Raw genomic sequence first — 14,084 nt, 5'->3', positions numbered from 1 at the left:
GTTGTGATTTGCTTTCAATTATCAGAATCACGAGATTTACCACAGTACGATTTTCGTGACTTCTTCTGCAAAAGGAGTTGTGATTTGCTTTCAATTATCAGAATCACGAGATTTACCACAGTAGAGATAAGCGGCCACGCAGACGTCCTAAAGTTGTGATTTGCTTTCAATTATCAGAATCACGAGATTTACCACAGTCGTACTGCCGGTTACGGTTTTCATATTTTGGTTGTGATTTGCTTTCAATTATCAGAATCACGAGATTTACCACAGTCGCCATCGGAAGGGTCGCAAAACTCTTTGCGTTGTGATTTGCTTTCAATTATCAGAATCACGAGATTTACCACAGTCCTTTGAGCTGGGCTACCTTGACCGAGGAGTTGTGATTTGCTTTCAATTATCAGAATCACGAGATTTACCACAGTTTCGGCGACTACCATTGCTGGCAGCCCCTTGTTGTGATTTGCTTTCAATTATCAGAATCACGAGATTTACCACAGTTTGACGGGCTGCGGTCTATATTATCCTATCGTTGTGATTTGCTTTCAATTATCAGAATCACGAGATTTACCACAGTCTTTAACTATGTCCATCCCCGCCTGTTTTTGTTGTGATTTGCTTTCAATTATCAGAATCACGAGATTTACCACAGTAACCACTCTTTTTCCCATAGGTCGGTATCTGTTGTGATTTGCTTTCAATTATCAGAATCACGAGATTTACCACAGTTTATCAAGGTCCTGATTAGGATACCTTTTCGTTGTGATTTGCTTTCAATTATCAGAATCACGAGATTTACCACAGTCTGCACCAAAAGAGTTCGCGCCCTTCCGGCGTTGTGATTTGCTTTCAATTATCAGAATCACGAGATTTACCACAGTATATCACCATTTATCGTACTGATATACTGTGGTTTATCTCATCCTTTAGGATTCAAAAACGGGAAGAATAAACTGATGATATCTAACTAGCCGCGCTGTTTTTGCTTTAAAATAGCTCAAGTTGCTGAGGTGTTTCCGGTTTTTCTCCGGGAGATTTACCTCTGAAAAACTCCATCATTCCGAATTGTTTGTCTGTTAGCGTAAAGAGAATTACTTCTCCTTTCTTCGGTAGGAAACTCTTGACTCGCTTTATATGTACCTCAGCATTTTCACGGCTATTGCAGTGTCTGGCATAAATAGAAAATTGCAGCATGCTAAACCCATCCTGCTTTAGGTTCTTTCGGAAGACGGCATAGTTTTTCCGATCAGTCTTCGTTTCGGTTGGCAAATCGAATGATACAAAAACCCACAAAATACGGTATTGATTGAACCGGTTATAGTAAGATTTGCTCACATCTCCGGATAATTGATCTTGCGTGAGTCACCCTCAAAGCATTTCATAAGGCTGGAAGTGGTACGCTGCATGCCCACCATCAAGGGACTGTTTTGTTTTTCAATAACAACATCCAATACGGGCACCTTTAACAGTTCCTGTTTCAACTCAGGGGTCAATTCTTCCGAAATGTCCCCCTGGTGATCCATCAGCACTTGTAAAACTAATCTGTCTACGACCGGCCTATAAGGCTCCATAATATCGTCGGCCAGACAAAAAGCGTTGTATTGGTTCCTGTGAAAGATACCCACCGCCGGTAAGCATCCACTCGCTACCAGGCTCCTGGCGACAATCGCTCTTAAAATGGCATAGGCATAATTCAGCATGTGGTTAGGGGGTGAACCATATCGATGTCGCCTAAACGCTGAATCTCCGGTAAACAATAATTTCCAATACACAAACGAAGCCTGGCCTTCGATATTTTCCGGATCGCCACTCCACACGCGTGAAGCCATTTTTCGCAATGCCTGAGCATCCTTCCCAATCCATTCCACCACCCCGGCTTGATTACGGATCTTTGCTTGTATCGTTTGTTTCCATAATTGCTTTTTCAATGGTTCGCTGGCATCAAGCTGCGACCGTAGCTTTTTGGTAAAAATATGTCCGGCGCTCATCGGCAACACAAGCCCATTAGGCATATGCCGGTTATCACACCAAAGCACGGCGGCATTATGCTCAATTAGCGTATTTATGATACCATGGGTTACAGATACTTGTTGGTGGTCTATTAGAACCATCCCGATATCTTCCACTGGGACTGATTTATTCTCCTGCTCTTCATCTGAGTATTCGACCACCAATTGGTTCTGCTGCAGGCGAAGCCGGACGGGATTCCCGAAATAGAGAGTACGTTTAATCATACCGTAATGTCAATATAGGCATTGAATCGCGAAATGACACCTAATCTATCTACTTTTAGTTTTATACAGTGTTCTTTGATCATCCTTCCGTCCCAAGCCCGCTCCATTTTGTTCAACGGAGAAAATTCGCCTTTATTTACAATAGGTGCAGCTACATCATGTTTAACAAAAAAAATCTGGTACCCGGTAAAGCTCACCACCTTATAAATATTATATAGCTGCGGGGTGCTTAAATCGCCAAAATCTGCATTGTCGGCATCTCCTTTCTCCTCCTCCGATGGCACATATACCAGGTCATTGGGTGAGAGATAAAACAATAGTTTATCTCCCTGCTCATTTTCCGATGGAACAGATCCAAGCCCCTGCTTCTGACGTTCAATTACTATATTAAGTGGAATAGTTTCATATTTCCTCTTTCCTACCTGATCTTGATAAATAGCAAAAAACAAATTTGTCCCCTTGGCTGCTTCTACATATTTTGCCCTCTTGTTTCCCGTTTGTCCTACATAGAACTTATTGCCTTTTGGCTCGTAAGTGCGGACTTTTAAAATAGGCTGATGCGGCCGACCATTATTGAGTGAAACAATATTCTTATTCATTTCTTCAATACCTTCTGGGGAAAATGCAATGAGAGGAGCAGGTATATCTTTGCCTCTTGCATCCAAACGGCCTTTACAGCTATCTAAATGATTAAGCAGAATTTTTTGAATACCGGTATCGGTAATAGTTCCGATGCGTTTTTCATCGAATGTGTCGTTGAGCGAGACCCTCGAAGCTACGTTGTCATTATCCCAATAGAAAATCTCTAGTCTGGATATATCTTGTCCTCTCCATTGATATTTGATATCTTTAAAATACTTGGTGATCTGCTTTCGATCCAGACCCTTCAGCTGCATGGATTGTATTTCTTTTCTCAGTTCCCTATCGGCAATTTCATTCACGGTTTCCAATGCAGCGTTAAGTGAAACGATTTTTCTTCTTCTCAATAGAACCAATCCGGCTACCGTATCTTTGTGTAAAGGCTTTCTGATCGCCCAATTCACCCCTTTCTGCGCTCGCACCTCTTTTACTTTAACGCCATCTCTCTCCACCCATTTTTCATAACGGTTAGTTGCCTTGTTGATTACACGCAGATTCTGCTTGAAACTAACCACAATATTTTCCATGGCGGTCTTTGCTTCGGAAGTAAAGTTAATCCAAGGCTTGATAAAATCTTTGGGCACCTCCCGCTCAACCCGTCTGCCAGTCCGAGGATCAACATAATTCACCCTTTCGAATAGTCTGAGCTTCCGGCTTAAGTCAAACCGCTCCTTTGACTTTGCGTACTTGTTATTAAGCAAATTGACGTGATCCCTCGTCGTGCATGCTATAACTAAAGCATCCATCGAGTGGTGGCGATGGTCTATTCTCTTCTTAGAAAAGCCTTTTGAGAATTCCAGGGGAACTGTCGGCAGATATTTTTGGTGATTTTTACTCCATGCAGTAAAATTGCTGGAATTAGTCAATTGATTCATCCGTTCGAAACGTAGTAAAATCAATTCGTTCCACACGTCATTTAGCCCCCAATCCTGCTTCAGTTGATTAGTTATCTTTCCATTTACGGGAATGAGGTTCTTGGAATTAATACCATCATCATTGGCTTCAGCACGAACTAAATTAGATAATACCGAAGAAATAAACTTACTAATGTAACGTGTATCGTTCATTTGTCTTTTGACCATATCCTCTGGGATGTCCTCCATTAAAAGCTTATTGCGCTTGCTGCGACTTTTTGCATAATGTCGTTTGATAAAATCTTCATATTCAGTTATTTCAAATACCTGAACCGTTTTGTGACCAATCTGCACCTTTTCTCCATGATGATGCCTAACAAACTCATAGCCAAGCTGATTGTCCTTGAGTGTATTTACAGCAGCTTCACAAATCACCTTATTGCTAAAGCTGTCGTCGAAATAGCGACTTTGAGGGATAATGTGTTCTATTTCATATTCAGGCGTAAACAACTTATTCAATGGAATAATCGCCCCGGTGTAAGGCGAACGATACCTTTGCTCTAACCACAATTTATACTTTCTCAAATCGGCTGATGACGGCTGTGCCATTTTGCTGATCTTCAAAATATCTTCGTCGATCTCTATATCTGAATTAAGTACGCCGTCTTCATACACTTTTAATATCTCCTGCTGCATTGGCGAATATGGACGCACGTTCTCCATTTCAGTATACTTCACCATTTCTGCCAAAATGGCTTTAATACGAAGATTTGTGTTTTCATTTTCTGCTATCTGGTTGGCAATTCTCTTTCTCTCATCCTTGGTGTTCTTCATTTCTCTGCCTAGCTCAATATGAATTTCGTCAAAGAAATCTTTAACCCCATTGCCATATTTAATCCAAATATCTTTTACTACCCGCAGCGTTTCCATAATTAATTGCTCCACAATCGGATTACGAAGCGAGTGCAGTTTGAAGTCTTCCAGGTATTGCTCCAAATCATCTACAGAATTCCATTTATCTGTTATAGCGGCTCGTCCGTATGCAACGTATTGGGCCAGCCAGTGCTGTAAACCCTGAAAATCGCTTTCATCTCGGAAATGTCGGGCTTTCTCTCGTATTCGGTCATCAATATTCTCGTCATACTCGCCCGTAATTATCTTTTCTATCCTTTCTCTCGAGCATTTATCAATGGCATCCCAGCACCAATATTTTCCCAGTCGCATCAATGGAAGCAATTTTTTAATCGCCTTCTCGGAATAAGCACCATACTCTCTTTTAAAGGGGGGAACCTTCCTGAACGCATCAACAAATTGAATTTCATCTACTTGATATTTATTAGCAAAGGATTTCAGAGCTTTTTCGTACTCTTTTTTATCAGTTACAGAATAGATAATATGCCATATTTTTTTCTCTATATCAGGGTTTAGAAAACCCTCCGGGAGAGTTTCAATTTTGGCAAATCTTCTTCGGATTTCATACCCGGTGTCATTGCAGGGGTATTTCTTATCCTCTACAAAATTCCATCGATGTGTTTTCTCATTCAACTTGAAGTACTTTAGCAATGACTTCTGATCAACTTCCTTCCGATTATTCAGAAAATCAAACAGCTTCGCGTAATCGCTTGTGTTAGTTAAAAACTTAAGCGTGACATTTGTGTCATCTTCTCTTTTGTAGATACTAAGATTGCACAGCCACTGCCATAGACGAAACTCCTGATAATACGGATGGGATTTGGGAATAGCTTTTAAGTATTTAGTATGTTCCACTCCGCTGGCGTCTTTATACTTTCGATATTCCAAGGTACAGTTACCAATAGATAATTTTTGGCTGCGCAACGGACGTTGGTAGAAGATAATATCATCCACAAGCAAATGCACGAAATCCTTCTTGCTCAACAAAAGCCGATGAGCATCATTGTTTCTATATAACTCGCGTACACAGTCATTATAAATATCCCCATTTCGAAGCTCTGGGTGAAACTCTTTTTGCTTTTGCAAAATGCGTCTCAGCTCATTTTTATAAAACTTGCGTTCGATGGTTCGGACCAGCTTGCCCTTGATTTTCTGTTTGGGGTTTTGCAATAACGTATCATAGATGTAGGTTCCAACTGTTTTGTCAGACTGCTCAATATCCCTTTCCGTTTTCTTCTTTAACAACGTCCAATCGTCTTCCCCCGGGGCGCGGAAACTTCTCTTTTCATTACTTTCTTTATCGGTCTTTACAGTTCCATCATCGTTCAGGTCAGTAGTAACAATAAAGTCCCGAACCTTGCCCTTCCAGTTTGACAGGGGCGTTTTGCTCGAACGTCTGTATACCCACCCATTTTCCAGAGTTAGCGAATACCAAATCTCTGAACTGCCTTTTTGACCTTCATCTGCGTTGACATCTACTACCTTTAATGAGTAAAACTCCACCATCTTATTAGGATTTCCCTCTTCTTCCTCACCACGCAGTTGATAATAACCCCTTTTTTGATTGAAATTCAATAAGATCCATGCCAGTTCCTCCTTTTTTATTTTTTTTGTCAACGCCTTCTTGCGTAAATAATAAATAGTCCAGTCGTAAGGAACAAGCCGGGATTCACCGTCTTCACTCAACAGAATTTGAGGCTGATGCTCACGAAAATCCGATAACATTTCATTGAAAGATTCGATGAAGACAAATTCATACTCGTTTTTCCCTTTAATCTTGTCTTCAACCACCTTATAAGCAAGTTTGGGCTCAGCTTCCTTAATAAACTTCCCCAAACGCCGTTCAAAATCAATTTGTTTCGCATAATGTTCAGGCAGAAAGCCTAAAACATATAAAACACGATGGAGTCTCTCCCGTCTTAGCAAGTAGCGCTCTCGCAATCTCCGGGTTGCACGATAACCTGTTCGCTCGGCTGTCTGAGAAACCGAGTTTCCCTTATCAAAATCACCTAATATATCCTGGCTCATTGGAATAATACGACTTCCCATTCCAAGAATTCGGCCGTCCTTACTTTTAAAATCTTGTTCCACTAACGCCCAACCTACAGAGTTACTTCCCAGATCTAAGCCTAATTTTTTCTTCATGATTTTCAGATACTTATGTCAAGATATAAATAATTAATTTTGCAATACCACTACCCATTTATTCTCTTGGCGTACGAGCTTTCTTGACTAAAAAAAGGGACCCAACCCTTCGATTTAGCGTTCTCGCTTGTCTTCATTTTAAGGAAATTACAGTACATGCTGTGTATAGTGTGGTAGTGGCATGAGTTGTGACTTGCTTAATCCTGCAATAATTTTTGCTATTGCAGGATTTTTTTTACCTTGCGTTCGAAAGCAAGTCACAATAAGGATTTTATTCCGTTGTGTAAACATTTGGATCGCCTCTTGTCCATAATCAGGGGGCTTTTTTATTTAGTAGACCTCTGCTGTTTTCAATAACTCTTCCGAATACTGGTATATATCATCCAGCGACGCAATCTCGTATTTTGCCTCTTTTTTATTTGCCCCTACCAGAGCTAATTGCTTCTTTTTCCCGTTAAAATAAAGCCGACAAATCGGCTTCCGGTTATTATCATCCAAAAGAATGGCGCAATACGTCTGGTTGTCACGCATCACCACTCGTTGTACGTCCACCTTTGCTCGCAGGATCGATTTTATTATCAAATAACCATCAATTTCATCTTGGGTAGTTTCCGCTTTTAAGGTATCCTTCGTTTCCGGCTTGATTAAAGCCGCTTCGGATTCGTTCTCTTTATTAAGAGCAGTCTTAAGCCTTTCGTTGATAAGATCGTTTAAAATTTGATTAAAGGCTCTTTTAGTAATAGAAGTAAACTGCTCTAAAACCTTTGCAGTCACAATGGTGGGGTAAGTTTGTTTGGCAAAAAAGCGGACGAAATCTTCTGTTGGGCTACTTAACTCCTTATTTAGTAGCATTTTGACCTCATTAAGAAATTTCAACTCGCTGGCTGTATTAGCAATATTTTCGAGATTGAAATAAGATTTATGAAACTTTTTTAGCTCCTGGATCTCGTTATCCCGAATCTCGTTGATCTTGAACTCGAAAAAGGGCTTTTCATCCATCTTGTTAGGCTTTATCAAATCAGTATAAAACCGATAATGCAGGCCATTACTAAGTAGTCCAAATTTCGCATCAGTAGTGTGAAAATATCTGAAAAGCTGGGAATTGTGGGGGTCGAGGCTATCCGCATGATGCTTACACTCTACCAGGATTACCGGTTGCCCATCTCTTATAATAGCATAATCAACCTTTTCTCCCTTTTTTATACCCAGATCGGCAATAAATTCGGGATTAACTTCAAACGGATTGAAGACGTCGTATCCAAGAAGCTGGATAAATGGCATTATCAATGCATTCTTGGTTGCCTCCTCCGTCTGGATCTGGGGCAGCAGTTTTTCGACCCGGCCGGCAAACTGCATAATAGAATCTTTAAAATCCATAGTCGCAAGTCTAATACGACTCCACGCAATGATAAACCGATGTAAATATTACTTTATGCTTGTAATACGGATATTGCTTTTCATGGGCAAATTGTTGACGGAGTTTAAGGTTTAACAGGTTGCGTAAGGGTCATTCCATAGTTTTAATTTCCCTAAATATAACCATTTTTCGGAAAATGCAAATAAATCTTGTAATTTTTTCAATGCTCTTTCCCGCCGCAAAAATGCAAACCTTCTCCTATCTTTGATCAATGAATCTTTTACTGAAACTGGAGGAAATCGCTTTATTCGGATTTTCTATTTATTTGTTCGCTCAAACTTCTTTTGCGTGGTGGTGGTATCCCCTGCTGCTTTTGGCTCCCGACATTAGTATGCTCGGGTATGTTCGGGGGCCCAAAACGGGCGCGTGGGTGTACAATTTCTTTCATCATAAGGCGCTGGGTGCGGTGCTGATATGTGTGGGATGGCATTTTTCGCGGGAGTGGGTGGAATTGTCGGGGATTATTTTGCTGGGGCATGCCTGCATGGACCGGATAGCGGGGTATGGACTGAAGTATCCGGATGATTTTAAACATACGAGTTTAGGGTGGCTGGGCGCTGGGCGAAACTAGAAAATTACCGGGTCATTGTTCGCCTGGCTATTCCAATTATATTGGCGAACGCGTCTGTGCCCCTTTTGGGGCTGGCGGATACGGCGGCTATCGGGCGGACGGCGACGGCGCGGGAATTGGGCGCTATTGCCCTGGGGGCGTTGGTGTTCAGTTTTGTTTACTGGAGCTTCGGCTTTCTGAGAATGGGGACTACCGGGTTCATTGCGCAGGCGGCGGGCGCCCGGGATGATCAGGAGGCGCGTTTGGCGCTGACCAGGGCCTTATTGCTGGGGCTTGGAATTGGCGTGGTGCTGGTGCTGTTCCAGTCAGGGATTTGCTGGGCGGCGCTGCGGTTATTGAGTGCGAGTGACGAGGTCAGCGAGCTGGTTAAGCGGTATTTTTTTATCCGGATATGGGGGGCTCCCGCTACCCTGGCAACCTTTGCCCTGCTGGGCGCTTTGATTGGATTGGGGCATACCCGGAAGCTACTGATTACCCAGTTGTTTTTGAATGGGGTGAATGTTTGCCTGAATCTCTTTTTTGTCTTTGAGTTGAAAATGGGCGTGGAAGGAATTGCCCTGGGGACCCTGATCGCTGAGTGGGCGGCGTTTGGGCTGGCCTTGTGGCTGGTGCTTCGGTCGCTGCATTTTAACCTTTTCCGCTTCCTGCGAAAATCCCGGGCGGACGTTCTCCGGAAGGGGCCGCTTTTGGGTATGCTGAAAACCAATTCCGATATCATGATCAGGACCCTGGCCTTGCTCGGGGGCTTTGCCTGGTTCACCAACCAGGGAGCGAAATTCGGGGATGCCACGCTGGCGGCGAACCATGTATTGCTTCAGTTTGTTTCCTTATCTGCTTTCTTTTTAGACGGATTCGCTTATGTGGTGGAAATGTTAACCGGGCGGGCGCTGGGCGCAAAAGACCGGAGCCGGTTTATCCGCGATGTAAAAAATGCGACTCAGCTTGCCGGCGGCACGGCTTTGCTGCTCGCCCTGATGGTCTGGACCTTTGGAAGGCCCGCTATCTCATTCCTGACCCGGGATGCGGGGGTTCAGGAAATTGCAGGACAGCATCTCTCCTATGCGGCCATTTATATAGCCATTTCCTTTTTTGCCTTCCAGCTGGACGGCGTCTTTATCGGGGCTATACGGAGCAGGGAAATGCGGAATGCGTCCATTGCCTCGCTGCTGCTTTTTATTGGTCTTGAGATCGTTCTTACATCCTGGACCCATAATAACGGTCTTTGGCTGGCCTTTATCGCCTATGTTTTTATCCGCGGGATCACCCTGTACCTTTACCTGCCGCGTTTAATGGAAAGCTTCCGCAAGCCGTCAGAAAATACTATTTCAAGCTCCTGATATAGGCCAGCAGGTCGGCTACCTGTTCATCGCTATAACTTTCTATCAGCCCTTTGGGCATAAAGGAACGGCCGGGGAGAAAGCCCTGGCTTTTTATCTCAGCAGCCTGGATGAAGACGGTGGAGCCGCCCATAAAGGCGATGGTAGCGCCGCGGTCGTTTTTTTCAACGAGCAGGCCCTGGTAACTGGTACCGTCTTTTTTGGTGATGCGGTAGGCGGCATAGCCGGATTCCACGGCCGCATCGGGGCTCAGGATAGCGGTGAGGAGGGCTTCGCTGTCGCGATTGGCGGAGCCGTCAAGGGCGGGGCCCAGGTTAACGCCCTGACTGCCTACCTGGTGACACATAAGGCAGGTCTGGAAAAGGGCGGCGCCTTTTACCGGATTGCCCTTGTTATTGGTGGCAATAGCCAGGAAACGTTCCATTTTGCTATGTACCTGCTGCCTGCGGGCAGACTGCTGTTCTTTTACGTAGGCAAGAAGACGCGTTGCTCCGGAGCTTTCAGGCTGGGCCTCACGGATACGTTCTGCGGTGGAAAGGGAAAAGGCCCGGGCCGGGAGCAACTTCTTTTCATACACGCTTACAAGCAACGCGGCGCCCTGCGGGGAACCGGAAAGCGTTTCGGCCAGCTTGCCCGCCTGCGTGGTATCAAGGCCCGGCAGCCAGGACTTCAATACGGAAAAGGCGGACTGTTGGTTCGCCTTCGCCAGGTGATGAAGGGCGGTGCTGCGCAGGGCGAAGCTGAATTGATCATCTTTTACAATGCGGCTGAACACCGCTTCATTGGCGCCAGGCCGGGCTTCCAGGGCGTTGATAATAAGTTCAGTGGTTTGTTCCGAAGGCTGGCCGGCAAAAAGCGCGGCTACAGTTTCGGCCGGAAGATCTATCTTGAAGCGATTGGCCGCATCCAGCGCAAGCTTGATTCCTTCGGGATCATTTTCCTGAAGCAGGTTGGAAACAGGCTGCTGCAGCAGGCTCGCCATCTCCGGCGATTGCACCTGCGACTGGTTGGCTATGGCAAAGCGGACAATATCCGCGGCGTTACCCGGCGCTTCCATCAAAGGGCGGACCGCATCGTAGATGGCCTGATTGCCCAACATACCGGCAATGCTTACAAAAGTGGATTCATCGATCGTGCGAAGCTGGGCTTGCGGCCAGAATTCCAGGAAGGCGGCTTCTTTTTGCTTCTGCGGAAGGGATTGAACAGCCCATAAAATATTTTCAACGGGAATACCTGCCGGTACATTTTTCAGAAAGGCTTCCAGGGCTTCCGGGTATTGTTCAAGGGCTTTGCGGGCCAGGTAACGTTCAAACCGCCGTTCGTAGGGCCCGCCCAGGCCCTTTCCGGGCAATTCAGGGCGGCAGGCACGTACAAGGATGGCAAGAAGGTCTTCATTGGCCGAATCGATTTCCGCAATAGTCCGGAGTACCTGGGAGCGGATCATGGGATTGGGGTCCTCCGCCGGGCCTTTCAGCAATTCAGCTATTTCCGCGGGAGAAAGCTGAAAGCTGGCCAGCGAGCGAATGGCCTCCCTGCGAAGGTCATCTGCGGCTCCTTCCCGCGGGTCCGGAGCTTTTCCCGACCGTTCCGGTGTTCCGCCCTGCTGGTCCGGGGTTCGTCGCTGCTGGACCGAGGTTCCCTCCTGCCGGTCCGTGACTTCGCTCTTCAGGTCCGGGGTTCCTCCCTTCCGGTCAGGGTCTTCTCCCTGCCGGTCCGCCGCCGTGCCTGGTTCCAGCAGGCTGCGCCAGAGCGCTGCATCATATCCATTCAGCGCTTCAAGGGACCAGAGTGCATGAATGCGGGTTATTTCGTCCCGGGAATTATCGGCCAGCAGGTCTTGCAGGGAGCCGACAGTCGCGGGTTTTACTTCACGCTCGGCGAGCTGGTGCCAGGCTGCTCTTTTTTCCCAGAGGGAAGGCGATTGAAGGGAAGTGATCAGCTGCCGGGCCTTTGCCTCGTAAAGGTTCGGGATGGGGCGGGGCGCTTGGCTCACGTGGCGGATGCGCCAGATGCGGCCATGGGTTTTATCTCTTTCAGGATGGCTCGTGGGCACTTCGTTATGCGAAATGATTTTATTGTACCAGTCAGCGATGTACAGGCATCCGTCCGGTCCGAATTTCAGGTTTACGGGCCGAAACCAGTCATCTTTGGATGTCAGCAGATCGGGAAGGTGTTCAGCACTGACGCTGCCGTCGGCATGGCGAACGATCCTTACCGCGTTAATGGTACTGGTAATGGGATTGGCCAGGAAAGCGACATCTTTCCATTCGGCGGGAAAGGAACCGGAAGCGTCTTCCGCAAATGCCAGGCCGGAAAGACCGGTTCCTCCTACCCTGAATTCATGCAGGGCGGGCATAAAGGGCTGGTAAGGGCGCAGCCGCTCGTTCCCGATGCCGGGAAAGCTGGTCCCGGGATCCATAGGCGCCACCGAATAACCCAGGTCGTTTGCTTCCGAACCATACCACTGTCCTTTACCGCGAAGCTGCAGGCCCCAGATATTATTCAGGCCGGCGGTCACCAGTTCCAGGCGGGCTGCGTCCAGGGAAAAGCGGCCGATCTTACTGTAATCCACGTTCTGGCGTGCATTTCCGGTTAAGGAGGAAACTTCACCTTTATTGAGCGCGCCATGACTGAAATAGATCCAGCCGCCGGGCCCGCGGGTAAGCAGGTGGGTCATGGTATGGGAATCGGTAAAACCGAAGCCGGTAAGCAGGGGCAAGCGTTTATCCGCAAGCCCGTCCTGGTTTGTATCGTCCAGGAAAAACAACTCCGAACCTTGCGCTACATACGCGCCGTTCTTATAGGGAAGGATGCTCATGGGGTTGGCCAGGCCGTCCGCCCAGACCGCTACTTCCCGTTTTTCTTCCCCGTACAGGCCGGAAATGACCAATATCTTATCGTCGCCCTTCGTTTTTCCCTGGTAAAGGTCCAGTACCCGTCTGAAGGCAGGATGGCTTTCCTGTTTTTCCCGGTCGTTCATCAGCTCCAGGAGCTGCTCCCATTGAATGTCAGTAACGGGATCAAGCGGGTACATGCGGGCGGTTTGGGTCCATAGACGGCCCGCGTCGTCAAAAGCCAGGTCAATTGGTTTTACCACTCCGTCACGTTCGCTGGCAACCAGCTCTATTACGAAACCTTCGGGCAGCTTGAATCCGGCCAGTTCTTCCTCGGGCGACAGGGCGCCCGTGCGCCCGGATAGTTGCTGGCCGTATCCCCAGCAGGGAAGGCAGCAGATTGCCAGAAAAAGCAGGCGCATTATAATTCCGTAATGGTGGGGTTCCGCAATTCAATTTTCGCGGCCCCGCCGCCGTGCAGCTGGATGGCGATCACCCCTTTTCGGGGAACATCCGGATCCTTTTCTACGTATTCGCAGGCCTTAATGCCATTGATATACAGCTCATGGAGATCTCCCTTTACCCGAACGATATAGCTGTTCCAGCCATTTTCCTTCAGCAGGAAGCGAAGGGCGGCCAGGTCTCCCCCAACGAGTTTGCCACGGCGGTGTTCATCATAAATATCGCCCCAATAGCCGTTGCCGATGTCGGCCTGGTAACCAATCATATCGGTACCGGAATCGGTGGAGCGATATTGGATACCGCTGTTGATCATCCCGGTAGATTCATCGCCGGTAAGGCGAAAGAGGCAGCGAAATTCAAAGTCCTCATATTCTTTGACGGTTCTCAGGTAAGTGTTTTTAGGGATGGCCGTTACGCCGTCGCCGCCGGTAATGACGCTGTCGGAAACTTTCCAGTACTTGCTGTCAGCCGGGTCAACGACTTCCCAGCCATTTAGTGTACGGCCGTCAAACAGGGAAACGCTGGTGCTTTGTGCAAAAAGCCTGTCTTGGGCAACGCACAGGGAACACACAGCCAAAAGGAGAAACCGGGTAACTTTCATGAAATTTCCGAAACTTGGTTAGTAAGGCTAAAGTACTATTTTTTCTTTAACTAAACGTTGCGATCGCTAAATAGGGCG

The 14,084-nt window shown here is 46.6% G+C and carries 8 protein-coding genes and 1 CRISPR repeat array (1 of these 9 only partly in view); of the genes, 2 read left to right on the top strand and 6 right to left on the bottom strand.

Annotated elements, in window-relative coordinates; translation table 11 throughout:
* A CRISPR array of direct repeats spans positions 1–881; the repeat unit is 46 nt; unit sequence GTTGTGATTTGCTTTCAATTATCAGAATCACGAGATTTACCACAGT; it reaches 2,660 nt to the left of the window's first position.
* 106 nt (positions 882–987) lie between these two features.
* The 4 genes from cas2 to FRZ59_RS10835 form a co-directional block, all read right to left on the bottom strand.
* Positions 988–1,335 carry a CRISPR-associated endonuclease Cas2 gene (cas2, locus tag FRZ59_RS10850; protein ID WP_132130255.1) on the bottom strand — a complete coding sequence of 116 codons (348 nt, stop codon included), beginning with the start codon at positions 1,333–1,335 and terminating at the stop codon, positions 988–990.
* Positions 1,332–2,234, bottom strand: a complete 903-nt coding sequence (gene cas1, locus FRZ59_RS10845) for a type II CRISPR-associated endonuclease Cas1 (protein ID WP_132130254.1) — start codon at positions 2,232–2,234, stop codon at positions 1,332–1,334. Before cas1 ends, cas2 begins: the two co-directional genes overlap by 4 nt.
* Positions 2,231–6,784 carry a type II CRISPR RNA-guided endonuclease Cas9 gene (gene cas9, locus FRZ59_RS10840; protein WP_132130253.1) on the bottom strand — a complete coding sequence of 1,518 codons (4,554 nt, stop codon included), beginning with the start codon at positions 6,782–6,784 and terminating at the stop codon, positions 2,231–2,233. Before cas9 ends, cas1 begins: the two co-directional genes overlap by 4 nt.
* Positions 6,785–7,114: 330 nt before the next feature.
* A complete protein-coding gene (locus FRZ59_RS10835; RefSeq protein ID WP_132130252.1) occupies positions 7,115–8,161 on the bottom strand; it encodes a type I restriction endonuclease in 1,047 nt (348 codons plus the stop codon).
* Positions 8,162–8,412: 251 nt separating this feature from the next.
* On the opposite strand from FRZ59_RS10835, the gene FRZ59_RS10830 reads away from it, so the two are divergent.
* Together FRZ59_RS10830 and FRZ59_RS10825 are read left to right on the top strand one after the other, a co-directional pair.
* Complete coding sequence (locus FRZ59_RS10830; RefSeq protein WP_132130251.1) at positions 8,413–8,772, top strand: DUF4260 domain-containing protein; 360 nt, start codon at positions 8,413–8,415, stop codon at positions 8,770–8,772.
* Between the two features lie 41 nt (positions 8,773–8,813).
* Positions 8,814–10,109 (top strand): MATE family efflux transporter, encoded by a 1,296-nt coding sequence (locus FRZ59_RS10825; protein ID WP_207910340.1) that lies wholly within the window; start codon positions 8,814–8,816, stop codon positions 10,107–10,109.
* Here the strand turns inward: FRZ59_RS10825 and FRZ59_RS10820 are convergent.
* Positions 10,093–13,365: a DUF7133 domain-containing protein gene (locus FRZ59_RS10820; RefSeq protein WP_132130249.1), complete on the bottom strand. Its 3,273-nt coding sequence runs from the start codon at positions 13,363–13,365 to the stop codon at positions 10,093–10,095. The genes FRZ59_RS10825 and FRZ59_RS10820 overlap by 17 nt on opposite strands.
* The gene (locus tag FRZ59_RS10815; protein WP_132130248.1) at positions 13,365–14,006 is read right to left on the bottom strand and encodes a 3-keto-disaccharide hydrolase; all 642 of its coding nucleotides are present in this window, start codon (positions 14,004–14,006) and stop codon (positions 13,365–13,367) included. Before FRZ59_RS10815 ends, FRZ59_RS10820 begins: the two co-directional genes overlap by 1 nt.
* Positions 14,007–14,084 lie beyond the last annotated feature (78 nt).

The organism is Anseongella ginsenosidimutans, from assembly GCF_008033235.1.
GTDB lineage: Bacteria > Bacteroidota > Bacteroidia > Sphingobacteriales > Sphingobacteriaceae > Anseongella > Anseongella ginsenosidimutans.
The sequence above is the reverse complement of the archived record's forward strand: the minus strand, read 5'-3'. Positions and strand labels throughout refer to the sequence as shown.

Excerpts from the sequence above, each read along its gene's own strand:
- cas9 (WP_132130253.1), bottom strand. The coding sequence starts at position 6,784 with ATGAAGAAAAAATTAGGCTTAGATCTGGGAAGTAACTCTGTAGGTTGG.
- FRZ59_RS10820 (WP_132130249.1), bottom strand. The coding sequence starts at position 13,365 with ATGCGCCTGCTTTTTCTGGCAATCTGCTGCCTTCCCTGCTGGGGATAC.
- FRZ59_RS10835 (WP_132130252.1), bottom strand. The coding sequence starts at position 8,161 with ATGGATTTTAAAGATTCTATTATGCAGTTTGCCGGCCGGGTCGAAAAA.
- FRZ59_RS10830 (WP_132130251.1), top strand. The coding sequence starts at position 8,413 with ATGAATCTTTTACTGAAACTGGAGGAAATCGCTTTATTCGGATTTTCT.
- cas1 (WP_132130254.1), bottom strand. The coding sequence starts at position 2,234 with ATGATTAAACGTACTCTCTATTTCGGGAATCCCGTCCGGCTTCGCCTG.
- FRZ59_RS10815 (WP_132130248.1), bottom strand. The coding sequence starts at position 14,006 with ATGAAAGTTACCCGGTTTCTCCTTTTGGCTGTGTGTTCCCTGTGCGTT.